The 24,956-nt window shown below is 69.7% G+C and carries 12 protein-coding genes; 3 read left to right on the top strand and 9 right to left on the bottom strand.

What is annotated here, in order from left to right; genetic code table 11:
* Positions 1-2: 2 nt before the first annotated feature.
* Positions 3-698 (bottom strand): lamin tail domain-containing protein, encoded by a 696-nt coding sequence (locus CAP_RS08970; protein ID WP_052374557.1) that lies wholly within the window; start codon positions 696-698, stop codon positions 3-5.
* A 255-nt stretch (positions 699-953) separates the two neighbouring features.
* Between CAP_RS08970 and CAP_RS08965 the strand changes: the two genes are divergently transcribed.
* Positions 954-2,360 (top strand): HTTM domain-containing protein, encoded by a 1,407-nt coding sequence (locus CAP_RS08965; RefSeq protein ID WP_052374553.1) that lies wholly within the window; start codon positions 954-956, stop codon positions 2,358-2,360.
* Between the two features lie 12 nt (positions 2,361-2,372).
* On the opposite strand, the gene CAP_RS08960 is transcribed toward CAP_RS08965, so the two are convergent.
* Entirely contained in the window at positions 2,373-3,917 is a 1,545-nt protein-coding gene (locus tag CAP_RS08960; RefSeq protein ID WP_044238603.1) for a WD40 repeat domain-containing protein, read from the bottom strand.
* 239 nt (positions 3,918-4,156) lie between these two features.
* Here CAP_RS08960 and CAP_RS08955 point away from each other — a divergent pair, with 239 nt between their 5' ends.
* Positions 4,157-4,927, top strand: a complete 771-nt coding sequence (locus CAP_RS08955) for a glucose 1-dehydrogenase (protein WP_044238599.1) — start codon at positions 4,157-4,159, stop codon at positions 4,925-4,927.
* Positions 4,928-5,083: 156 nt separating this feature from the next.
* Here CAP_RS08955 and CAP_RS08950 read toward each other — a convergent pair whose 3' ends face one another.
* From CAP_RS08950 to CAP_RS08925, 6 genes are all read right to left on the bottom strand, one after another.
* Positions 5,084-6,451 carry a glycoside hydrolase family 16 protein gene (locus CAP_RS08950; RefSeq protein ID WP_044238625.1) on the bottom strand — a complete coding sequence of 456 codons (1,368 nt, stop codon included), beginning with the start codon at positions 6,449-6,451 and terminating at the stop codon, positions 5,084-5,086.
* Positions 6,452-6,506: 55 nt separating this feature from the next.
* Positions 6,507-7,826: an RICIN domain-containing protein gene (locus CAP_RS44050; protein ID WP_052374551.1), complete on the bottom strand. Its 1,320-nt coding sequence runs from the start codon at positions 7,824-7,826 to the stop codon at positions 6,507-6,509.
* A 288-nt stretch (positions 7,827-8,114) separates the two neighbouring features.
* A complete protein-coding gene (locus CAP_RS08940) occupies positions 8,115-11,216 on the bottom strand; it encodes an isopeptide-forming domain-containing fimbrial protein (protein ID WP_052374548.1) in 3,102 nt (1,033 codons plus the stop codon).
* A 529-nt stretch (positions 11,217-11,745) separates the two neighbouring features.
* Positions 11,746-16,665, bottom strand: coding sequence for a DUF3344 domain-containing protein (locus CAP_RS08935; protein WP_231511237.1), 4,920 nt, complete (start codon positions 16,663-16,665; stop codon positions 11,746-11,748).
* Positions 16,666-17,141: 476 nt separating this feature from the next.
* The gene (locus CAP_RS08930; RefSeq protein WP_044238596.1) at positions 17,142-19,262 is read right to left on the bottom strand and encodes a sulfatase-like hydrolase/transferase; all 2,121 of its coding nucleotides are present in this window, start codon (positions 19,260-19,262) and stop codon (positions 17,142-17,144) included.
* Positions 19,263-19,482: 220 nt separating this feature from the next.
* Complete coding sequence (locus tag CAP_RS08925) at positions 19,483-20,652, bottom strand: CehA/McbA family metallohydrolase (RefSeq protein ID WP_156040628.1); 1,170 nt, start codon at positions 20,650-20,652, stop codon at positions 19,483-19,485.
* A 290-nt stretch (positions 20,653-20,942) separates the two neighbouring features.
* On the opposite strand from CAP_RS08925, the gene CAP_RS08920 reads away from it, so the two are divergent.
* Positions 20,943-22,676 carry an ankyrin repeat domain-containing protein gene (locus CAP_RS08920; protein WP_044238593.1) on the top strand — a complete coding sequence of 578 codons (1,734 nt, stop codon included), beginning with the start codon at positions 20,943-20,945 and terminating at the stop codon, positions 22,674-22,676.
* 1 nt (position 22,677) lies between these two features.
* Here CAP_RS08920 and CAP_RS08915 read toward each other — a convergent pair.
* On the bottom strand, positions 22,678-24,956 hold a 2,279-nt coding region (locus CAP_RS08915; protein ID WP_231511235.1), incomplete at its 5' end, for an acetyl-CoA hydrolase/transferase C-terminal domain-containing protein.

Below are 24,956 nucleotides of genomic sequence, written 5' to 3'. Positions count from 1 at the left end.
GATCAGGGGGTAACCGGCTCGTTTTCCGCACCCGCGGTCGGGGTGTTGAAGTCGAAGTCACCCGCGCCGCTGGGGAGGCGTCCCCAGGTCTGGCCGACGTTGGCGTCGAGCGCGGGGTAGGTCACCTGGGTGAGGATGGCGTCGTCCGCGTCGACGAGGAAGATGGTCTCGCCGTTGTCGGTCGCGCCCCAGCCTGCGTAGTAGCAGGAGGCGACGAGCGAGCCGCACGCCGTGTAGGGGCCAGGGCCGCCGGTGATGTCCTGATCGGCGATGGCCACCAGGTAGTCTCCGGGCTCGAGCATGGTGCCCGCGGGGAAGCGGAGCTCCTCGCCGCCGAGCTTCGGCCCGCTGGTCGCATTGTCCGTGTCGGCGAGGCCGAAGCCCGAGAGGTCGAACGCCGTGTCACCGGCGTTGTAGAGCTCGATCCAGTCCCCGAAAGGCGTCGCGCTCGAGGCCGCGGCGATCTCGTTGATGACGATCGCGGAAGTTCCCGTGCCGGTGCCGGTGCCTGTCCCGGTGGCCGTGCCGGTGTCCGTCCCGGTGCCTGTCCCGGTGGCCGTGCCGGTGCCGGTGCCGGTGTCGGTGCTGGTATCGGTCGAGGTGTCGCCCGAGGACGAGCTGCCATCGGAGTCATCCGAGCAAGCTGCGAGGGCAACCGTCGCGATCAGGAGAGGCGCAATCCAAGCTCTGTACGTCATCGTCATCCTCGTGGCCGGGGGCGAATGCAGAGGGCCCCCCGCAGCGCGGAGGGTACTCCATCTTGGTCAGGACCGGATGTCTCACGCGCCGGGCGTCGGGGCCACGGGGCTAAACATTCTTGATGGGTTTGACACGTGACTGACACGTTCGGGCGCCTGTTCCGGGGATCGGGTTCGTTGGACGTCCGAAGGATCGGGGGCCTGGGTGTGCATGTTCCGGGGCGCGGACGCGCCTCTGCATGGTAGGGCAGAGGGATGGTGTCTCCGGTTTCCTCGACGGAGCCGACCGGGAGTGACGAGGCCTCAGGGCCGGCCGTGGAGGGGGGATCTCCGGGAGGCTGGAAGGGCTGGGAGCGTCACCTCTTCGCCGAGGTGGACGGCGCTTCCCTGGCGCTGTTCCGGGTGGCTTTCGGGGTGCTCCTCGCCTGGGAGGTGGTGCGCTACTTCGCGAACCACCGGATTCAGCGGTACTACATCGAGCCGCAGATCTTCTTCAGCTACGTCGACGTCATCAAGCCCTGGCACGGGCAGGGGATGATCTGGCACTTCGCCGCCCTCGGGGTGTGCGCGCTCTGCGGCGCGGCGGGGCTGTTTTACCGGGTGACGGCGCCGCTCTGCTGCGTGGGAATCACGTACGTCTTCCTGCTCGACAAGGCGGAGTACCTGAACCACCTCTACCTGTGTTGCCTCCTGAGCCTGCTCCTGGCGATCGCCCCGGCGCACCGGGTCTTCTCGCTGGATCGCCTGCGCGCAGTGCGCCGCGCGGCGCGGGCGGGCACGGAGGTACCGGGTGAAGGCGTCCCCCGGTGGGCGCTCTGGATCCTGCGGTTCCAGGTGGCCGTCGTCTACCTGTTCGGCGCGATCGCCAAGCTCAACGCGGACTGGCTCCACGGTCGGCCTCTCGACCTGTGGCTCCCGGCGCGCGCGCATCTGCCGCTCATCGGTCCGCTGCTCGCCCTCCCGACGACAGCGCTCGCGGTGGCGTACGCGGGGCTCCTCATCGATCTCGCCGCGCCGTTCCTGCTCCTCTCCCGGCGCGGCCGGCCGTGGGGCATCGGCTTCTTGATCGCGTTCCACGTCGCGAACGCCTTGATCTTCAGCATCGGCATCTTCCCGTGGGTGATGATCGCCGCGCTCGCGCTCTTCCCCGACCCGGGTTGGCCTCGGCGGCTCCTCGGGCGGCGCGCCGTGGCGCTCCGGGAGGATGCGGCGGGCATGCCCCGTCGCGCCGTCCGCGCCCTCGGGATGGCCGCGTTGCACGGGTACGTGCTGGTGCAGATCCTCGTGCCGATGCGGCACTGGCTGTATCCGGGGGACGTGGCGTGGACCGAGTCCGGGCACCGCTTCTCGTGGCGCATGAAGCTCCGGAACAAGAAGGCGGAGAAGCTCCAGATTCACCTCCGGGATCCGGTGACGGGGACGCGGGAGAAGGTCGATCCGCACGCATGGCTGACGACCCGACAGGTCAAGGAGATGCGGACCAACCCGGACCTGCTCACCGACTTCGCGCACGTGCTCGCGGACAGGCACGAGGCGTCGCGCGGGGTGCGCCCGGTGGTGACGGCCAGGGTGATGGTCTCGCTGAACGGCCATCCGGCGCGGCTTCTCCTCGACCCGGAGACGGATCTCGCGTCGGAGCCGCGCGGGGTGCGTCGCTGGTGAGGGGTGGCGGGATCAGGAGAGAGGCCAGAGGCAGACGACCTTCTGGTCGATCGGCACGCACAGGGCGTCGCCACGGGGCGTGAAGGAGGGGGCGAGGTTCAGGTACCGCGGGCTGCCCGGGAGGGCGTCCATGAGGAGCACCTCGGCGCGCCGGCCCACGTCCACGAAGCGCAGCTTGCCGAGGTCGTTGTCGCCGAGGACCAGCGTGCTGCCATCGGGGCTCATCGCGACGGGCATGATGCCGTGGGCGCGCCTCTTCACGAGATGCTCCCAGGCGAGGCGGCCCTGCGCGACGTCCCAGGCCAGGAGCCGCGCATCGTGGGTGGTGGCGTAGGCCATCGCGCCGTCCGGGCTGAGGGCGAGGCCGACGACCTGACCTGCCGGGAGCTGTGCGCGCGCCCGCTCGCCTTCCCGATCCCAGACCACGAGATCGCCGGCGGAGGTGACGGACGCGCCCATGGGCGTTCTGGCCGCGAAGGCGTGGTAGGCGATGGCCGCGTCGTCGCTGGCTTTTGATGGCGTGACGCGGTGCTCGGCCACGAGGCGCGCCCGCGCCCCCGTCGTGCCGTCCCGGAGCCACACCTTGCCTGGCTCGGTCGGCCCATCGGCGCCCCCGTGGTAGACCTGGATCTCGAACAGAGACCCGTCACTGCCGACCTTCAGGCGGCAGAGGCTCGCCCCGTCCGGAAAACGCCGCAGGTCCTCGCCTTGCGCGTTCGTGCTCCCCAGCCAGCCATGAGCGGCGGCGATGTAGAGGCGGGTGCCCTCGGGCGCGAAGGCGACGGTCTCCCCATACCGCCCCTCCGTCAGGTCCGCCTTGCGCCAGCGCTCCTCGCCGCTCTCCCGATCGAGGGAGACCACGACGCCCCCGTCCTCGTCGATGCTCACGAGCTGGTCGTCGGAGAGGGTGATGTCGCTGATGAACGCCTGCTTCCCTGCATTCGAGGGGAACGGCGTGAAGGTTCTCGGCTCCCCGAGGTGGGCGAGGGGACCTGCTGGAGGGAAGTGGTTCGACCAGAGCTTCCCGGTGAAGCCCGACCACGCGCGCGACCGCCAGTGCGCCCCCTTCAGGGTGCGGCCGAGGGGCTCGGCGAGCCAGACCCGCACCCGCGCCCACTCCTCGGGCGGCGCCACGACGTCAGGATCGTCGCTGTCGTAGTCGTCAGGGCTCCCCTCCGCCACGCCGCGCGCGAGGAGCGAGAAGGCGAAGCAGGCGTCGTCGAGGCCAGGGGCGAACTCGTGGCTGTTGATCCGATCGAACCCGCCGAAGTGCGCTTCCATGCGCTCGGGGAGGGAACCCGGTCCGCGGGAGGCATGGTCCGCTGCCTGGAGCGTCATGGCCATGTAGGCGGCGGTCAGCTCGCCGATGGGGGCATCGGGGTGGATCTGGTGAATGTAGAGATCGATCTCGATGGCCACGTCACCCTCGCCACCGCGGCGGACGCACGCGCGGGTGAGCTCCGCGGAGAGCCCCTGGTTCACAGCGCTCGTGAGGATCTCGTCGAGCGGTGCGGCAGTCCATCGCTCCACATGGACGTCGTACAGATCCGAACCCATCGGTCATCTCTCCGGCGGAAGGTGAGCGCCAACCTACCATGGGTGAGCGCGCGCTCTCTTCGGACGTCTTCGCGTGTCCTCGCAGGTATGCCGCGTGACCCGGCGCCCCTGAACCCGCCGCCCCTCGTGTTGAACTCTGCTAGAGACGGGCAGGTTGAGCCAACCACGGACTGCGCGTCGCGGTGCATGTTCACACCCCTGATGGTGGTCTGCGAAGGGCTCCAGGGCAGAGGTGGGTCATGACAAGCAGTCGCGAGATGCAGGGAAAGGTGGCGTTGATCACGGGGGCGAGCGAGGGACTCGGATTCGCCATTGCGCGCTCGTTCGCCGAGGCCGGGGCGAAGCTCGGCATCGCCTCACGGCGATCGCAGGAGGGTGAGGTGGCAGCGGAGATGCTGCGCCGAGAGACAGGCGCGGAGGTGGTGTTCGTGGCGGCCGACGTGTCCCAGGCGCGCGACGTGGAGCGCATGGTGGGGCAGATCGCCGGCCATTACGGTCGGCTGGACCATGTCTGCAACAATGCGGGGGTCGTCTTCCCCTTCAAGCCAATCACCGAGGTGCTCGAGGAGGAGTGGGACGCCACGGTCGACATCAACATGAAAGGGGTCTGGCTGTGCATGAAGTACCAGATCCCCGAGCTGCTGAAGAACGGCGGCGGGTCGATCGTCAACATGTCGTCGGTGGTGGGGCTGGTGGGCTACCCCAACCATTACGCCTACTCGGCGAGCAAGGCAGGGATCGTGGCCCTGACGAAGGTCGCCGCGATGAGCTATGCGCAGCGGGGCATCCGCGTGAACGCGGTGTGCCCGGGCGTGGTGAAGACGACCATGCTGGGGGTGCTGACGGACGCCGATCCTCTGCTCGCTGCGCAGCTCGATGGACTGCACCCGATGAACCGCCTCGGCACGCCCGAGGAGGTCGGGAACACCGTGGTCTGGCTCTGCTCCGAGAAGGCCTCGTTCATCACCGGACACGCCTTGCCCGTGGACGGGGGGTGGGCGTGCCGTTAGGTCAGACAGGCACGCCAGGGCAGGGGCTTGCGCCGGACGCGAGGCACGGCCGGGGCAGGCCCCGTCGCCAGGTTCCGTGAGGCCGGGCAAGGCGAGGCAAGGTGCACGCGATTCCGACGCTGCGAGCGTGATGCCGCGTCGCCGTCGGTCGGTGCCTCACAGCTTGATGATCTGCACGCTGTCCATGTGGATGAAGTTCGCGCCGTTGGCAGGTGAGTTCGAATGGAGTCCGAGCTCCAGGTAGCCGCCGGTGACGTTGATCGGCCCGGTCTCGACCTGGGTCCAGTTCCCGTAGGTGCCCAGCTCGGTCATGGTCGGGGCGCAGGAGCCGCACGTCTTGGCCTGCAGGCGGGCGAAGTTGAACGCGCCACCCTTGCGGACCCACGCCCGCACCCTGTACGTGCCCGAGGAGAGCCCGGAGACTGCCTGGTAGGTCCACGCCTCGAACGGCGTGCCGTTGGTCCAGTGCGTCAGGTGATAGGCGCCTGACTGAGCGCCGTTGTAGGTCTCGGAGAGCGCCGCGTTCGCGGTGCCGTTGGGGCTCCAGGTGGTCCAGCCCGTCAACCCGGACTCGAAGCTCGGGTTGGTGAGCGCAGGGGCGCTCCCGCCGTCAGGCTGATACCAGCGCACCCACTCGACCTCCATGGTCTTGGTCACGCCGCTGGGCAGATCGATGCTGGCGGGGCTGGGGTCGCCGTACCAGTTCCCCCCGACCGCGAGGTTCAGCAGGATGTAGTGGTTCTGCTGGAACTCGGATTCGTTGTGGGAGTAGGCGTTGTTGGCGACGATGGACCCATCGAGCCTGAAGATCATGCTGTTCGCCGTCCACTCCACCTCGTAGAGGTGAAACGAGTCGGCGAGGTTGTAGCCGCCGCTCGCGCCGGTGCCCCAGTGGGCATCCCCGCCGTTGTGCCAGTGCGTGGCGGACTTCATCCAGGTGGGCTCCGTCGACTTCCATTCGAGGATGTCGATCTCCCCGCTGGCCGGCCAGCCCACGGAGGAGACGTTGGCGCCGAGGGTCCAGAAAGCGGGCCACATGCCGAAGCCGGAGGGGACCTTGATGCTCGCGATGAGCTTGCCGTAACGCCGCTCGACCTTGCCCTTGCTGTGGATGCGGCCCGAATAGAAGGAGCGCGCGGGGTAGCCAGCACAGTTGGGATCGCGAGGGGCGTCGCCGGTGCGCTGCGCGGAGAGGATCAGCTTCCCGCCGCTCACGCTGACGTTCTGCGCGCGCGGGTACTCCAGCTCTCCCGTGCCGAAGTTGCAGTTGTTGGTGACCGGATCCCAGTTGCTGTTGAGGGTGGTCCAGTTGCCGGTGTTCAGGGACGAGCCATTGAACTCGTCCGACCAGTCGAGGCGCCACCCGGCAGGCGGCGCGTAGTCGAGCTCGGAGGCGATCTCGTCGACCGGCTCGTCCATGTCGCTGCCCTCGGGATCGTCGGCGTTCACGACGCAGCCGGTCGAGGACGCGAGCAAGGAGGCGGCGAAGGCGGAGACGTGGAGCTTTCGGAAGAGGGTATGCATTGAGTTGGTGACCATCGGGGGGTTCAGGGGTGAGTCGTCATGGGTGGCGCGTCGCTCAGCGATGATAGACGCGCACGTAATCGACGAGCATCTGCTGGGGGAACGAGGTCGAGCCATCCGGTGAGCCCGGCCAGTTGCCGCCCACGGCGACGTTGAGGATCATGAAAAAGTTGTGGTTGAAGACCCAGCTCGTGCCCGGAGGAGCATCGGCAGGCGTCTTTCGCAGGTAGAGCGCGCCGTCGAGATACCAGCGGATCTCGCTGGGCTCCCATTCGACCCCGTACACGTGGTAATCGTCGGCGAGCGGCGCGCCGTTCGGGAGCGTCGTGCTGCCGGTGAGGGGGTTGCCTCCCGAGTAGCCCGGCCCGTGCAAGGTCCCGTGCAGCCGCGCGGGATCCTTGCCGACGTTCTCCATGATGTCGATCTCGCCGCAGCTCGGCCAGCCGACGCTGCCGATGTCGTTGCCGAGCATCCAGAACGCGGGCCACAGACCCTGCCCGCGGGGCACCTTGATCCGCGCCTCGACGCGCCCGTAGGTGGTCTCGAACTTGCCCCGGGAGACCAGCCGCGCCGAGGTGTACTGGCAGGTGCCGTACCAGCACCCGAGCTGGTTTGCGCCCTGGGGCGTGGCGGTGATGACCAGGCTGCCGTTCTCCTGGCGCGCGTTGCTGGTGCTGTTCGTGTAGTATTGCAGCTCCGCGTTCCCCCACCCGTTGCCGCCGATCTCCGCCGACCACCTGGAGCCGTCGATCGCCGCGCCGTTCGCGCCGTTGAACTCGTCGGAGAAGACCAGGTTCCACCCGCCGCCGCCGCCGCCGCCGCCGCCGATTTTCTGGAAGGTCCAGCGCTGGTTCGTGGACCCGGCCCAGGTCCATTGCTGGACGGGGGCCCCGTTCGCCGTGCTGACGTCCTTGATGTCGAGCATCTTGCCGCTGTGGCGGGCGCTGATGCCGTACTGCCCGTTGCCCGCGTCGAAGACCTCGAACTGCTGGTTCGCGCCGCCGCCGTAGCCCCATTGCTGGAGGAGCGCTCCGTCGGCCGTGCTCACCTCCCGCACGTCGAGCGACCTGTTGCTGTTCGGGTTCAGGAGCTGCACGTAGCCGTTGCCGAGCGGGATGACCCGGAAGACCTGGGCCGGGGTGCCGTTGCAGTCCCACTGCTGGACGGGGGCGCCGTCCTGGGTGCTGGCGCTCTGGATGTCGAGGCACTTGCCACTGTGCACGGCGCGGATGACGTAGTCACCCGCGGTGATGGACGCAGAGGTGGCGCCGAAAGCGTCCTCCTCCACGCTCTCTCCGTCCGTCAGCCCATCTTCGGCGGCACCGCAGGCCGAGAGCAGCAGGAAGAGAAGGGCTGGGACGTGCTTGGCAACCATGGGTGATCTCCTTGGGCGCCGGGGATTGCACCGGGTATGCCACCCTGGCGCATGCGGCGCTCACGGGGTCGCGTCTGCGGACGTCAGCGAGTGCGAGAGACTCGGATCGCGAGACGCGGGCGGGCTTCGGAGGCACTGCGGGCCTCCGCCGGGCGGGTGTGGTCGGGTCGTGAAGAGGGAGGTGCAGAGGAGGGGGTGATCGGCTGGATCACCTCCCGAGGGGAGGGGTGATCGGCTGGATCACCCCTCGCGCACCCTCGGATCGCCCCCCTGGGGGAGGGGGATGCGCTAGCGACGCGAGCCGCGCTGGCGACGGCGCAGGGCCAGGCCGGCGACGGCTGCGAGCGCCACCGCGAGGGGGCCACTGCTGCTACCGCCACCCTGAGCGGGCCGCGCTGCGCAGAGCAGGCCGTTGCCCTCGGGGTACAACCCGTCCGGGTTGGCCTGGGAGCAGGTGCCCACCGAGCTGTCGGTGGAGCTGCACACCTGCCCGTCAGGGCACGCGTTACCTCCCTCGCCGCGGCAGCCAGGCACGCAGATCCCCGCCTCCGTGTCGCAGACCTGACCCTGAGCGCAGTCGGTGTCCTGCGTGCAGCGCGTGACGCCATCGTCGGACGGGTCGTTCGGATCGCGCTCGCCGGGATCGATCTGGCCGTTCTTGTTGGTGTCCTCGTCGCCGTCGCTCACGCCGCCGTTGTCGGTGTCGGGGTTGAGCGGGTCGGTGGTGGTCGCGCCGCCGTCGGCGTCGGCGATGCAGTTTCCTGCGGCCGGGTCCGTGGGCGGGTTCGGGCAGTCGAGGCCCATCTCGGTGCCGTCGAACAGGCCGTCGTTGTCGCTGTCGGGGTCGAGCGCGTTGATCAGCCCGTCGCCGTCCGTGTCCTGATCGTAGTCGGGCTCCTGGCCATCGGGCACGCCGTCGTCGTCGCTGTCGGCGTCCTGGGGATCGGTGCCGATCTGCTCCTCGATGTTGTCGGGGATGCCGTCGCCATCGCTGTCCGGGAAGTCGTCTGCCGGGTTGAGCGGATCGCGCTCGCCGGGGTCGACCTGGCCGTTGTGGTTGACGTCCTCGTCGCCGTCGAGCGCGCCACCGTTGTCGGTGTCCGCGTCGAGCGGGTTCGTGGTGGTGGTGGGATCGGCGTCGGCGATGCAGTTGTTTGCGGCCGGGTCCGTGGGCGGGTTCGGGCAGTCGAGGCCCATCTCGGTGCCGTCGAACAGGCCGTCGTTGTCGCTGTCGGGATCGAGCGCGTTGATCAGCCCGTCACCGTCGTGATCGTCGCTGAAGTTCGGCTCCAGGCCATCGGGCACGCCATCGTCGTCGCTGTCGGCGTCCTCGGGATCGGTGCCGAGCACCCCTTCGAGGATGTCGCTCAGGCCGTCGCCGTCCGTGTCCACGATGATCCCGTCATCGGCCGGATCGTTGGGATCGGTCTCGCTCTCGTCGAAGACGCCGTTGAAGTTGTAGTCCTCGTTGCCGTCGCTGACGCCGCCGCCATCGGTGTCCGCATCGAGCGGGTTGGTGGTGGTCGCGCCTTGGTCGCCATCGGGCCGGCAGTGACCAGCGGCCGCGTCGGTACCGGTCCCCATGCAGTCGCGGCCCATCTCGGTGCCGTCGAAGAGGCCGTCGTTGTCGCTGTCGGGGTCGAGCGCGTTGATCAGCCCGTCGCCGTCGGCGTCTCCTGCCGGGTCGATCTCCTCGCCGTCGGGCACGCCGTCGTCATCGCTGTCAGCGTCGTTCGGATCGGTGCCGATGAACTCCTCGAAGACATCGGGCAGCCCGTCCCCGTCGGTGTCGGTGCAGTCGTCCTCGTCCACGCACTGGCCGATGTCGACGTCGGTCGGAGGGGTGCCGCCCGCGGGGCCGTTGCCATCGGTGGGGGTGTCCGTGGCGGGCGCGCCTTGCTCGCCGGCGGCGTTGATGACCGCCTGGTTGGAGATGGTCCCCGTGGCCGTCGCGTCCACCGTGACCCGGAACGTCACCGTGGCCGTGGCGCCGATGATCATGGTGCCACCCTGGGCTGCGTCCGCGTTCGCGCCGAGGCGCACGGTCAGGGTCCGCGTGCCCGCGTCATACTCTCCCTGATCGTCGCCCGCCGCGTCCGTCTTGCCCCCTGCATTGTCGCCGGTGGCGATCGCCAGCGAGCCGGGGACGTAGGTCACGCCCGAGGGCAACGCATCGGTGAGCACCGTGTTGATCGAGGTGTCGTTGCCTTCGTTGGCGACGTGCACCGTGTACTCGATGACGTCGCCGGGGAGCAGCGCCCCGCCGTTCAGGTCCACCGCCGTCTTGTTGGACGAGGAGAAATCCGGCTTGAAGGTGGAGATCGAGGTGACGAAGCCTCCGAGCAGGTAGACGTCCTGGGTCGTCGTCGCCTGGATGGGCGCCGAGGTCTGCCCCGCCTCCACGAGGGAGGTGATGTCGATGACGTCGAGGTCGATGCCCGACATGCTCCCGGCGTCGCCGGTGAGCTGCGGCAGGTCGCCCATGGTCGACACGGGAGCGCCGAAGAAGGAGCGGCTGTTGTTGAAGAAGTTGTTGGCCCCGTTGATCCCGTTGGAGACCGCCGCCCCGTCGAACAGGAACTGGTCGCCCTGGATGACGGTGTCGCCCTCGAAGGCGACGACGCCGAGCTTCGCATCGTACCCGGCCGGGGGGACGAAGAAGCCGGAGAGGGTCGCGTTCTGGTTCTGGCCTTGCGCCACCCGGTCCAGACCATCGAACAGGGCGAGGTTGCGCGGCGGCTCGGTGTCGAGCTGGTAGAAGACCACCATCCACCAGCCGGCGTAATTGACGTCGCTCGTCCCGTTGATGAGGTTGTTCGAGTCCACGCCGCTCACCCGGTACGCGCCAGAGCCGTTGGTCTGGACGAGCTGCGTCACGTCGGCGACCGACTGGTAGAAGAAGTCGGCGCCCGCCGGATCGACGATGAACGACTGGATGGCGTTCACGTCGGCGCTGAAGGCACTGGCGCCCGGCCGGTCCAGGGTCGCGGTGGTGTCCGCGGCGGGTCCGCCGCTCCGCGCGCTCCAGTAGAGGTAGGCGTGGGTGACGGTGGCGTTCGGCGGGATCGTCAGCACCGCGGTGCTGCGCGCCTGCGCGACGGAGATGTTGGTGTTCGCCGCGGCCATTCCTTCGGACGGCGCGTCGGCGCGCCAGAACACGTCCGGCGCCGAGTCGTTGATGCTGTTGGCGTTCCCGCAGGCCCCGACGTCGCCCACCACCGGGGCTGGCGTGGTCGCCGCGCAGTCGTACCCGAGCGTGTTCCCCACGAGGAGGAAGTCGCCGCGTTGATCCACCTGCACGCGCAGGGAGGGCGCCGCGTTCGCGGCCTTCCCTGCTGCGCCCAGGAGGGCGAGCCCTACGAGCCCGCTGATGCCAAGACTTCTCTTCAAAGCTCGATCTCCTCAGCCCCTGGCGTTGCAGGAGCAATGGTGAAGGTTGGGTGGGTGACGGCGGCGTCTCCGCTACATGAGATCCAAGAAGGCACGACGGTTCGCCACGCACTCCGGGAGACGCGGATCTCCACCCTACACAGTCCATGCCGGACGTGGAAATGAACGACTCAAGGCGCACTCCTGGCCATCCGGGCGCGGGCAACCGGTAACAGTGCAGCAAAATGCGGCAGTCCGCCGGAGTACGTGGGCGAAGAGGTGAGGGCTCCGAGCCTCACCTCGGGTGACCCCCCTGCCGCCTCCGGTCCTCAGCGCGAGCGGCACTACGCACCTCTGTCGTGTACCTCGAAGGGTGAGCAGGTGTGGGGCGAGGCGGGGCCACCTGTTCAGCGGAACGGGCGCCTGACGCCAGTCCGATGCAGACGGTGATACCGAGGGTGAAGGTAGGGGGAGGAGGGGAGAGGCCGACCCGGGCCCTCCAGCGCGTTGACGCCGGAGGGCTCCGGTCAGGAGTTCGGAGTCCTGATGCCTAGCGTCGTGACCCGCGCTGGCGCCGGCGCAGGGCCAGACCAGCGACTGCCGCGAGCGCCACCGCGAGCGGGCCGCTGCTGCTCCCGCTGCCTTGCGCCGGCCGCGCGGCGCAGAGCAGGCCGTTGCCCTCGGGGTACACGTCGTCCGTCGGAGGCTCCGAGCAGTCACCTGCCGTGGCGTCCGTGGAGCTGCACGTCTGGCCATCGGGGCACGTATTGCCACCCTCGCCGCGGCAGCCCGGCTCGCAGGCGCCGGTGTCCGTGTTGCAGATCTGACCGCTGTTCGCTGCGCCGCAGTCGCTGTCCTGCGTGCAGCTCTCCTCGGGCGAGTCGTCGGACGGATCGTTCGGGTCTCGCTCCCCGGGGTCGATCTGGCCGTTCTTGTTCGTGTCCTCGTCGCCGTCGCTCACCCCACCGTTGTCGGTGTCGCGGTCGAGCGGGTCGGTCGTCGTCGCCCCCCCGTCCGCGTCCGCGACGCAGTTGCCCACGCTCACGTCCGTGGCGGGGTTCGAGCAGCCGAGACCCAGCTCGGTGCCGTCGAACAGCCCGTCGTTGTCGCTGTCGGGGTCGAGCGCGTTGATCAGCCCGTCGCCGTCGGTGTCCTGCAGGAAGTTCGGCTCCTGCCCGTCCGGCACGCCGTCGTCGTCGCTGTCGGCGTCGTTCGGATCGGTCCCGATCTGGACCTCGACGTCGTCGGGGACGCCGTCGCCGTCGCTGTCGACCACATCGTCTTCGGGATCGTTCGGGTCCGTCTCGCCCTGGTCCACCTGACCGTTGTGGTTCGTGTCCTCGTCTCCATCGCTGACGCCGCCGTCATCGGTGTCCGGATCGAGCGGGTTCGTGGTGGTTGCCCCACCGTCCGCGTCGGCGATGCAGGTATTGGCCGCCGGATCCGTGTCCGGATCCTCGCAGTCGAGGCCCAGCTCGGTGCCGTCGAAGAGCCCGTCGCCGTCGCTGTCGGGATCGAGCGCGTTGATCAGCCCGTCGCCGTCCTGATCGTCGCTGAAGTTCGGCTCGTCACCGTCGATCACGCCGTCGTTGTCGCTGTCGGCGTCGTTCGGATCGGTCCCGATCGCTTCCTCGACCGCATCCGTCAGGCCGTCCCCGTCCGTGTCCATCAACGTCGCGTCATCGGCGGGGTCGTTGGGATCGGTCTCGGCCCCGTCGACGACACCGTTGAAGTTGACGTCCTCCTGGCCATCGGGGATGCCGCCGTCGTCCGTGTCCGCGTCGAGCGGGTCGGTCGTCGTCGCCCCGTTGTCAGCGTCGGGCCGGCAGTGGCCAGCGCTGGCGTCGGTCCCTAGACTCGAGCAGTCGAGGCCCATCTCGGTGCCGTCGAAGAGCCCGTCGTTGTCGCTGTCGACGTCGAGCGCGTTGATCAGGCCGTCACCGTCGGTGTCCTGATCGAAGTCCGGCTCGTCGCCGTCGGGCACGCCGTCGTCGTCGCTGTCGGCGTCGTTCGGATCCGTGCCGAGGGTGTCCTCCTCGTCGTCCGGGATCCCGTCGCCGTCCGAGTCTTGCCCGGCGACATCGTCGGCGGGGTTGTTCGGATCGGTCTCGCCGGCGTCGATCTGGCCGTTGTGGTTCACGTCCTCGACGCCGTCGGACACGCTGCCGCCGTCGGTGTCCACGTTGAGCGGGTCGGTCGTCGTCGCGCCGCTGTCGGCGTCGGGCACGCAGGTCGTGGCCCCGGGCGTCGTGGCCGGGTTCGAGCAGTCGAAGCCCATCTCGGTGCCGTCGAAGAGCCCGTCGCCGTCGCTGTCGGGATCGAGCGCGTTGATCAGGCCGTCGCCGTCGGTGTCCTCGTCGAAGTCCGGCTCGTCACCGTCGAGCACGCCGTCGTCATCGCTGTCGGCGTCGTTCGGATCGGTGTCGATGGCGTCCTCCACGAGGTCCGAGAGGCCGTCGCCGTCCGAGTCGACGTTGTCGAGATCATCGGCCGGGTTGTTCGGATCGGTCTCGCCCGGATCGATGGCGCCGTTGTGGTTCGCGTCCTCGATGCCATCCGAGACGCTGCCGCCGTCCGTGTCCGCGTTGAGCGGGTCGGTCGTCGTCGCGCCGCTGTCGGCGTCGGGCTCGCAGAAGTTGGCCCCCGTGTCGGTGGCCGGGTTCGCGCAGTCGAGGCCCAGCTCGGTGCCGTCGAAGATCCCGTCGTTGTCGCTGTCGGCGTCGAGGGCGTTGATCTGGCCGTCGCCGTCGGTGTCCTCGTCGTGGTCCGGCTCGTTCCCGTCGATCACGCCGTCGTCGTCGCTGTCGGCGTCGTTCGGGTCGGTGCCGATCGTCATCTCCTCGAGATCCGAGAGGCCATCGCCGTCCGAGTCGACGTTGGCGAGGTCGTCGGCCGGGTTGTTCGGATCGGTCTCGCCCGGATCGATCATCCCGTTGTGGTTGGCGTCCTCGATCCCATCGGAGACGCTGCCGTCGTCCGTGTCGGCGTCGAGCGGATCGGTGGTGGTCGCGCCGCTGTCGGCGTCGGCGATGCAGGTGTTCGCGCCGGCGTTTGTGGCGGGGTTCGCGCAGTCGAGGCCCATCTCGGTGCCGTCGAAGATCCCGTCGTTGTCGCTGTCGGGATCGAGGGCGCCGATGAGGCCGTCGCCGTCGGTGTCGACGGCGTAGCCGGGCTCGTTCCCGTCGGTCACGCCGTCGTCGTCGCTGTCGGCGTCGTTGGGATCGGTGCCGTTCGCCGTCTCGATGATGTCGATGAGGCCATCGCCATCACTGTCGTTGTTCTGCGCGTCGTCGGCGCCGTGGCCGAGCGTCGGGTCGGTCTCGTCGGGATCCTGCACGCCGTCGTGATCCCGGTCCTCGTTGCCGTCGATGACGCCGCCCTCATCCGTGTCCGGGTTCAGCGGGTCGGTCACCGTGGCGCCCATGTCGCCGTCCGCGGTGCAGGACATGGCGGCCGGGTCCGTGGCGGGGTTCGCGCAGTCGAGGCCCATCTCGGTGCCGTCGAAGATCCCGTCGTTGTCGCTGTCGGGATCCAGGGCGCCGATGAGGCCGTCCTCGTCGGTGTCCTCGTTGTAGGCGGGCTCGTCGCCGTCGATCACGCCATCGTCATCGCTGTCGGCGTCGTTCGGATCGAGCCCGAGGTCTTCCTCCTCGTCGTCGGAGATGCCATCGCCATCGGTGTCGACGCAGTACTCTTCCGCCACGCCGTCACAGTCGTTGTCGATCCCATCGCCGCACACCTCGGCGCCGCTGGGCACGCAGACGCAGGTGTTCGTCTCGTCGTCGCAGGTCGGCTCAAGCGCCGTGCAGTGCGCGTCCGTCAGGCACTCGACGCAGAGGTTCGGTGTCCCTCCGACGTTGCAGTACGGCGTCGGCGCCGCGCAGCCGGTGTCGTTATCACACTGATCGATGTTGACCGTGGTCGGGGGAGCGCCGCCCGCAGGGCCGTTGCCGTCGGTGGGCGTGTCCGTGGCGGGGGCGCCTTGCTGCCCGGCGGCGTTGATGATCGCCTGGTTGGCGATGGTCCCCGAGGCGCCCGCGTCCACCGTCACCCGGAAGGTCACCGTGGCGGTGGCGGCGATGGCCATGGTGCCGCCCTGGGTCGCGTTCGCGCCGGTCCCGAGGCGCACTCTGAGGGTGCGTGTCGCCGCGGTGTACTCCCCCTGATCGTCCCCCGCAGCGTCCGTCTTGGTGCCGCTGTTGGCGCCCGCGGTGATCGCCAGCGAACCGGGGACGTAGGTCACCCCCACCGGCAGCGGATCGGTGAGGATCGTGTTGACCGAGGTGTCGTTGCCGGTGTTGACGACCTGCACCGTGTACTGGATGACGTCGCCCGGGAGCAGCGACCCGCCGTTCACGTCGACCGCCGTCTTGTTGGAGGTCGTGAAGTCGGGCTTGAAGGTGGAGACCGAGGTGACGAAGCCCCCGAGCAGGTACACGTCACCGGTGCTCGTCGCCTGGATGGGCGCCGACGTCTGGCCCGCCGTCACGTAGGGCGTGATGTCGAGCACGTCGATGTCGAGGCCGGACATGCTCCCGGGTCCGCCCGTGAGCTGCGGCAGATCACCCACCGACGAGATCGGATTGCCGAAGTAGGACCGGGTGTTGTTGAAGAAGTTGTTGGCCGTGTTGGCGCCGTTCGACAGCGCTGTGCCGTTGAAGAGGAACTGGTCGCCGACGATCGCGGTGTCACCCTCGTACGCGACGACGCCGAGCTTCGCGTCGTACCCGGCGGGGGGAACGAGGAAGCCCGAGAGGATGGCGTTCTGGGGCGCGCCGTTCGCCACGCGGTCCAGCCCATCGAAGAGCGCCAGGTTGCGCGGCGGCTCGGTGCTGAGCTGGTAGAACACCACCATGTACCAGCCGGCGTAATTGAGGTCGCTCGTCACGTTGGCCAGCGTGTTCGACTCGACGCCGCTCACGCGGTACGCCCCCGAGCCGCGGGCCTGGACGATCGAGGTGATGTCGGCGACCGACTGGTAGTAGTAGTCAGCGCCCGCCGGATCGACCACGAAGGACTGGATGGCGGTCAGATCGGCGCTGAAGCCGTTCGCGCCGGGTCGGTCCAGCGTCGCCGTGGCGTCGGGGTTCGGGCCGGGGCTCCGCGCGCCCCAGTACAGGAAAGCGTGGGTCACCGTGGCGTTCGCCGGGATCGTCAACACCGCCGTGCTGCGCGCCAGATCCACGGTGATGGCGGTGTTCGCCGCTGCCTGACCAGCGGCCGGCTCGTCCGCGCGCCAGAACACATCCGGCGCTGAATCGGTGGTGTTGGTCCCGCAGGCGCCCACCGTGCCCACGGTGGGAAGGGGCGTGGCCGCCACGCAGTCATGTCCGAGCGTGTTCCCCACGAGGAGGAAGTCGCCCCGTTGATCCACCTGCACGCGCAGGGACGGCGTCGCATGCGCGGTCCTCCCTGCTGCGCCCAGGAGAGCGAGCCCTACGAGCCCGCCGAATCCAAGCCTTCTCTTCACGTATCTAGTTCCTCCGCCGGCCTCCGCGGAGGCCGTGCTTGGGGGTGGATGAGTGACATCAGCGACGACGTCGCTGACAGCGAGGGGAATTGCGCGCCACGGGTTCAGCGCGCGAACACGCACTTCACGGTGATGAGCAACACCTCTCGTCCGATCGGAAACAAGGAACCCCCCGCGTCTCCGGGGAGACGCAGCACCTCAACCCTACACAGCCCGTGCCGCGCGTGGAGATGGGCGGAACCCTACAATCGGCAGGGGATCTCGGACCTGAAAAGCCTGCAACTCGGCGCTCTTCTCCAGGGAGCGCCGCAGGCGCCTCCAGGGGGTGAGTACTGCATGCCTCAGCGTGCGCACGCGCTGACGTCTCCTGTCCTCAGGTCGCACCTTCACCTCGGTGCCTCGCGCGCGCTCCGGGGCGCAGATTCTGCGCGTCTCCCCGAAGCCGCACCCGCGCCGCACCCGCGTCGCACCCGCGCTCAGGGCCCTGCCCGCTCCAGCTCCGCCTGCGCTGCCAGGAACATCGGCGAGCGCAGCAAGGTGCTCATGAGCCGCAGCGTCTCCCGGGAGCGGAGCGCCGCCAGATCCACCTGGTCCGGATCCGGCGCCGTCAGATCGTACAGCTCGGGGGCTCCCCACTCGAGCGGCAGCACGAGCTTCTGCTGACCCTCGATGAGGCCCACCCGCGCCATCTGCTGATCGGACACGGCCCCCGCGAGCAGCGGCAACCGGCGCGGAGGCGGCGGCGACGCGAGGAACCCGAGCAGATCCTGGCCGTGGTAGCCGTTCATCGGCGGGTTCGGGTCGAGCAGCCGGGCCATGGTCGGCGCGATGTCGATGAGCGAGGCCACCTCGTCGATGGCCACCGGCGGGACGCCGGGGATCCGCAGCGCGATCGGCACGCGCAGGAGCGGCTCCCAGAGGAAGGTCGAGTGGATCCAGAACCCGTTGTAGCCGAGCGCCTCGCCATGATCCGACAGGAACAGCACGATGGTGCGATCGGTCAGATCGAGATCCTCCAGCCCCTTGAGGAGCCTGCCGAAATGCTCGTCGAGGCTGCGCGCCACCACCCGGTAGCGCCAGTTCCACGGCCCCTCGTCGGGCACGTGGTAGCGCTCCGCGGAGCCGTAGACGTAGGTGCGGTCGAGCTCGCGCCAGTTGTGAACGTCGAAGTTGAACATCCACGCGAAGAACTGCTTCGAGCCTCGCTGGCTGAGCCAGGAGAGCATGCGGTCCACCATCGGCCCTGCCGTGGGCTGGTCGGCCCCGTAGCCCCACACCCCTCCCTGCGCGTGGTCGGGCACCCGGTGGGTCTCGTCGAACGCGAACTCCGGCAGGTGCAGCCCGAGGAAGTCCGCGGCCGAGTCCGGGATGAACAGGCTGGTCTCGATCTTCCGGCGCCTGGCCACGTCGAGCAGGCTCCCCGGGCTCTTCGCGAGGCCGTCGTAGCTCCCCCCGAGCAGCGTCGGCAAGGCGCGCAGCGTGTCGGAGCCGGTGGAGTAGGCGCGCTCGAACTTCATCGCCTGCCGCGCGAAGGCCGCGGCGTTCGGCATCACCTCGTCGTCGTAGGCCACGTCGCTGCGGAGCGTGTCCACGTAGTAGACGAGGACATTGTAGTCCGCGGCCTCCTTGCGGATCTCCGCCGCCTCCGCCCCCGCCGCGCGCGCCGCGGGCGGCTCGCTCCAGCCAGCGTCCCAGCGCGGATCCCGGGTCAGCTTGTCCACGTCGTACTGATCGAGCAGCGCCGCCAGCCGGTTCTCGCGCATCTCGCCGAGGTCCTCGCCCCGCAGCGTGGCCTTGGCCACCTGGAGGCGGCGCAGCATCCGCCCGATGTACACCGGGTTCCGGCCCGTGTGCGCGAGCGCCCCCTCGTGCCACCCGCGGAGCCCCGGCGAGACCAGGAAGCACAGCGCCCAGAGTGCGGCGACGAGCGTGAGCCTCCGCGCCGCGACCCGCGCCCGGTCGCGCCGGGCCAGCAAGAGCAGGCCCGTGAAGCAGGCGCACCCGAGGAGCACCCCCGCGCTCACTTCGAGCGCCGTGTGCAGGCGCCGGTACACCCCCACCAGCACCGTGAGGTCCACGACGACCACCCCGACGCCGACCACGGCCAGCGCGGCAGCCATCGCGAGCCCCGCCCGGCGCCCTTCCCTCGCCGCGCGTGCTGCCCGACCCTGAACGAGCGCCAGCGTGGCGGCCGCGAGGAGCACCGCGCCGAGCAACAGGTAGGGCCCCACGGTGCCGAGCCATCCTCCCCGCGCGACGCGGCCCGAGAAGGTCCAGAAGGCCGTGCTCGTGAAGGCCGCGACCGCGAGGGCGCCGTACATGGCCGCCCGGACAGCCACCCGCGCGCGTGGGGCGCGTGCCTTCAGCGGCCTCGTGAGGTGCTGGACGACGGTGACCCACACGAACGAGGCCACGCCGACCGCCGCGCCCACCGCGACGTAGAGGCTCACCGCCGCGCCGAGGTGCTTCAGGGGCTGGATGCCGGCGAAGTCATGGCGCGCCGCGCTGTCGGCGAGCACGGCGCCGAGGGCCACCGCGACGCATGCCGCGACGCACCGCGCAAGGGTGTCGAGCGTCGGGTTGTACCGCGCGGCCATGCGGCTGATTCCCAGGCGTTCGAGCCAGCCTGCAAGGGACGACGTCCGAGGCACGTCGCTGCAACTTAGGAAATGGTTGCAGCTCCTTCAAGTCACGTCGTCATGAGCGATGCTGTGCCCTGCCACGGTGCCCCTCGGCAGCTTCGAAAAGCCCCCAGCACCGCCTCTCCCCCGAGCATGCCCGCGTGCGCCCTCGCCGTCGCAAATCGCTACACCGCGGTCAGCGGGCGACCCAGTAGGCCTGGGTCCATGCGCGCTTCCCGTCGGGCGCCGTGAGCCGCGCGCGGACGAACCGCTCGGTGCCGTTGAGGCGGTAGCTCGCGCGGTACACCGGGCGTGCCTCGTCGTCGCCGGAGTCCTCGACCGCTTCCGGCTGCTCCGAGGCGAGGAGCTGCCCTCCGTGATCGAGGAACTCGACCTTCAGCTCGGGCGTCTCGACATCGAGCGTGAACCGATCGTCGCCCACGCCGAGGTGCGTGATCCGGGGACCTGCCGAGGCGTAGAGCTTCCCTGCGGCGAGCGCCTCGCAGATCGCCTCCTGCGAGGTCTCCTCCGCGAACACCTCCACCCATGCCACCCCGGGGGGAGCCTGGGGGACGTTCTTGTTGAGACCGGTGAGCGCGTGCATGTCGTCGACGGCGACCGCGGCGATGGACCGACCGGAGGAGAGCACCTGATCCCACTTGGCCTCCGCGGAGGCGTGGCCCTCGTCGCCATCGCTCCGCACGTGCGGGTGGCCGCTCCAGATCTCGAGGAGCTGCGCGCCCTTCGCCTCCGCGATGTGCTCGGGATCCAGCGCCCAGTGGAAGTTCGGGTGATTGACGATGGCCACCCCGTCCTGCGCCAGGATCTTGGCCGTGGCCCACGCGAGCGCGGCGCCCGGGGTGCGGAACGTCCCCCCGCCGATGCGCTCCTTCGTGCAGATCGCGTTGACGTGCACCGGCTGCATCGCAGCCACCATGGTGATCTCTTCGCCCGGGATGACCACGAAATCGTGGTCCTGCACCTCGGGCGGGCGCGCGCCGTCGAGGTAGGTGTTGTGGTCGGTCAGGGCGAGGAACTGGTAACCGTGCGTGCGGTACCAGTCGATCACCACCTGCGCCGGGCTGTCGCCGTCGGTCCGGGCGGAGTGCGTGTGGAGGTTGCCCCGCTGGAACACGCTCACGTCCAGCCGGTCCATGAAGCTCGCCGAGGGCGCCGGGAACAGCTCCCGCGCGACGTCCTGCAGATCGGCCGAATCTGCCCGGCGGATCAGCGCCCCGCCGATGAGCAACGTGGCCGACGCGATTGCCAGAACGGAGGCGCGAAGGACCCGACCTCGCCGCCGCCGCTTCGGGGCTTCCTCGTCCACGGAGAGCGTCGACGGGACCGGTCTCAGAGAGTGCGACATCTTCGCAAAGTGTAGCGCGAAACCGCGCGCTGCAATCACCTGGAGAGGTGTCGGGATGCGCTTCCCGGACGACGTCCAGAAGCTGCTCTGCCCGTGGCCTTCCCCCCATTTCATGATCTCCTGACCGGTCCCCCGGCGACCGGGCGAGCCACAAACCGGGGGAGGGGGCGAGCGGCTGCCCCTCCTGACGGTTGCCCTCGCCCTTGGCGCCCTTGGCGCCCTTGGCGCCCTTCGCTGGTGAGGAGCGTGACGGCTGCACCCGGCCTTTCCGTCCTGTTACCGTGCCCCCCATGAAACTCTGGGACGCCATCGCGAGCGGTAAGCTCGACGCCGTGGACAAGGTGCTCGCGAAGGACACCTCCGACGTACCGTCCGCCATCCAGGGCCTCCAGAACGACGCCCTCCTGGAGATCCAGCGGCGCCTCCTCCGCGAGAACCCGCCGCCCCACGCCCTCTCCAGCGCGCTCGCCAATGCCGCGCTCTCCGGCTCCCTTGCCCTCCTCCGGAACCTCATCGCGCATCCCGGGGCGCTCACCCCCGAGTCGGGAACCAGCACGCTCGCCTATGCCGCCAGGGCTGGCCGGATCGCCCCCCTGCGCCTGCTGCTGGAAGCGGGGGCCTCGCCCGAACACCCTTCCTTGCAGGGCAACAGGAACGAGGACCACCCCCTCACCCGCGCCATCGAGAACGGCGACCCGGAGATCGTGCAGGCGCTGCTCGACGCCGGCGCGCGCCTCGACTTCCTGATCGGCTACAACGACGACAGGCCCCTCGATCACGCCCGCAAGCAAGGCTCTCAGGCCGTCATCGACCTCCTCCTCGCGGCCGGCGCGACCCCGCGGACCGACGCCGACCTCTCCCTCTTCAGCGCCGCCAACTTCGGCCGCATCGCGCGCGTGCAGGAGCTCCTGCCGGACGCCACCGAAGAGGATCGGGGCCAGGCGCTGCAGATGGCCGCGGCGGCGGGCCACACGGAGATCGTGGAGCTCCTCCTCGCCGGACCGGTCCCGCAGAAGTCCCTCGACCAGTCCCTCTGGTTCACGGCGCAGAACGGCCACGAGGCTCCCGCCAGGCTGCTCCTCGCGCGGGGCGCGAGCCCCGAGGCCGAGTCGTTCACCGGCCGGCGCGCGCTCCAGGTCGCCGCCTACAAGGGGCACCCCAAGCTCGTCGCCCTGCTCATCCAGGCGGGCGCCGACGTCCACGCCCGCACCGAGGACGGCGACAATGCGCTCGACGACGCCAAGGGGAAGCCGGAGATCCGGGCCCTCCTCATCGCCGCCGGCGGCGACCCCAAGGCGAAGCAGAAGCTCGTGGCGGCCACGAAGCAACAGCTCAAGCAGTTCGCGCGCCCCGCCTGGGTCCCCCGCGTCACCTCGCAGAAGCCGACCGCGTTCGTGATCCCGCACGCCTCGCGGTTCGGCGGCCTGCCCTGGCTCGCGGCGGACGAGGCGTGGCCCGTGTCCAGCGAGGGCGCGCCGCTCACCTTCATCCTGCAGATCAACCTGGACGACGCTCCGGTGGAGGCCCGGGCGCAGACGGGCGGCGGCCTCCTGCAGCTCTTCTTCGATGTCGAGAATCAGCCCTACGAGCCCTTCTCGCCTGGCCACCTCGTCCGCATCGTGCGCAGCGCCAACCTCCGCAAGGGAGGCCTCGCCATCCCGCCGCAAGGCCTCTCACCGCTGCCCCAGAAGGCCATCACCGGCTGGAAGCAGGTGAGCGACACGCCCTTCCGGGAGGCCGGGAGCCAGCCATGGCACCGCTACAAGGCCGACATCCCCAGCGAGGCCGAGGAGACGACCTTCAAGCTCAACGTGAAGGAGGACAAGCTTTGCGGCTGGCCGAGCTGGGTGCAGGACGCGAGCTACCCGACCTCGAAGAAGCGCGGCGTGGAGCTGGACAGGCTCCTCTTCCAGATCAATTCGAGCAACAACTTGCCCGTGATGTTCGGAGACAACGGCGTGGGCTACATCCTGCAAGCGAGCAAGGCCCCCGACCACGTCGCGTTCCAGTGGCAGAGCGTTTGAGTCACTCCCCGCGCAGCGCCTCGATGAGCAAGCTGCGGGCGACACGATCCTCGATCCCCTGAGCGCGCCCGAGCCCGACCCTCTCCAGGTCGGACCGCAGTTCGGGTTCGGAGGGCTCTTCCTGGCGCAACGCCTGCGGCAGGAGCTTCCACTTCGGCGTGGCCCTGACGCGCGCCTTCACCGCCTGCAGCGCCCTCACCAGCCGCAGCTCCTGGGCGGTGAAGTCGCTCCCGAACGGGAACGCCGGGAACATCGCTGCCCGCGGCCCCAGCACCCGTGCCAGCCGCTCCGGCGTGTTGTCCCGGTGCCGCGCCGGGATCTTGTAGCCAGGCTCGATCTTGGAGGCCCGGATCGCCTGCTCCAGCAGCGCTCCCTGAAAGCGCGCGTCGGCCACGTTCAGGAGCGCCTTCGCCACCTCACTGTCCGTCTTCCCGCGCAGATCGGCGATGCCGTACTCCGTCACCACCACGTCGCGCAGGTGCCGCGGGATGGTGCAATGCCCATAGGAGAACACGATGTTGCTCGTGGCCTCGCTGCCCTCCTTCTGGCGCACCGCCCGGACGAGCAGGATCGAGCGCCCCGTGGAGAGCTGATGCGCCTGGGCCACGAAGTTGTACTGCCCCCCCACGCCGGAGATCACCCGCCCATCCTCCAGCCCATCCGACACCACGGCGCCCGAGAGCGTCGCCATCATCCCGGTGTTGACGAAGCGGGCGTGGATCCGCTGCGCCTCGTAGAGCGGCGGGTCGAGATCGAGCTGGTTGACCTTCTCCACCCCCGTCATGCAGATCGTCCTCCGCTCCTCGTCGCTCATCGCCGACAGCGCCGCATAGAAATCGCGCGGCCCGAGGAAGAACCCCCCGTGCAGCACCACCCCCCGGCGCAGCCCCGCGCCGAGGCAGCGCTCCCCGATCGCCCGGCGCGCCTCCGGATCGGCCAGGTACGCCGGGATGCGCGCGCCTCCTTCCGCGATCAGGTGCCCGTCCTCGTAGCCCGTCTCGTCGCTGAACACCCCGTGGTGCTGGAGCGCCGCGAAGTCCTCGGCGCGGAGGAACTGCGCGCCCCGTGCCACCAGCCCGTCGAGGAGCGCGGCCGAGGGCGCCGCCGCCTCGTCGAGCCCACCGTCCAGAAGCTCCTGCAGCGCCCGCATCTCGTAGACCCGGCGCTTCAGGATGCCGGCGCGCATGAGCTGCAGGAACCCATCCACGAACATCTCGCTCGCCCCGTACAGCCCCCGCGTGAACGGCCCGAGCCCTCCCCAGCCCTCGATCAGCGCGTGGTGCGCGCTGGCCGCGTCGAGCACCCCGAGCGCCCCCAGCACCTCCCGGTAAGCCTCGTTGTCGCGGTGCCGGAGGATGGTGGCGTGGACGAGCGCATCCCCCAGGCTCCCGATCCCGATCTGCAGCGTCCCCCCGTCGCGGAGCAGCGCCGAGGCATGCATCCCGATCGCGTGATCCGCCGTCGCCACCGGCGTCTTCGGCGTCGAGAACAGCGCCGTCGTGTAGCGCGGGTGGTCGACCACGAAATCGAACATCTCCGGCCCGGTCTCGGCGTCCAGCTCCATGTACGGGAGCGTCTGGTTCACCAGCCCCACCACCGCCACCTTGCGCTCCCCGGCCGCCTCCGCCGCGCGCAGCATCCGCGCCAGCTCCGGGCTCGTGTCCGGGTTGCAGCTCATGCTGTACCGCACCCCCGCCAGACCTCCGCGTCCCTCCCGCTTCGCCACCATCTGCGCCGCGACGTTGCAGCCCTGCCCGAACACGTCGCGCGCCGCGAAGGTGTAGTTCGTGCTGATGTAATCGCGCTGCGCCCGCGCGTCCCCCAGCCGGCTCCCTGGCTGGAAGAAGAACTCCACCACCCGCACGTTCGCCGGCAGCCGCCCTTCGCGCTGGGCCTCCGTGTACGCGAGCCTCGGCACCCCCGCGAACACCCGGTCCAGGAAGGGCCCCATCAGCGCCCCCTCCAGCCCCTCCCCGGGCACGGGCCGCTCCAGCGACAGCGCCGTGAGGATGGTGAGCTGGATCCCGCTGTCCCTTCGCGCCCGCGCGTACAGCGCGTTGACCAGCTCCACCGGCTTGCCCAGCCCGAGCGGCACGCCAATGCGCACGTCTCGCCCCACCCGCGCGAGGATCGCCTCCACGCACGCCTCGACGTCCTCGAAGATCTCCGGCAAGCGCGCATCAACGTTCATGGTCGGCTCTCGTCTCTCCTCGGCCAGGCGGAACTCTATCGCCACGGCGCCCGCACCGCCTACCACCACCCCGCCCCCGCCCCCGCCCC

Source organism: Chondromyces apiculatus DSM 436 (genome assembly GCF_000601485.1).
GTDB classification, from domain to species: domain Bacteria; phylum Myxococcota_A; class Polyangia; order Polyangiales; family Polyangiaceae; genus Chondromyces; species Chondromyces apiculatus.
The sequence above is the reverse complement of the archived record's forward strand: the minus strand, read 5'-3'. Positions and strand labels throughout refer to the sequence as shown.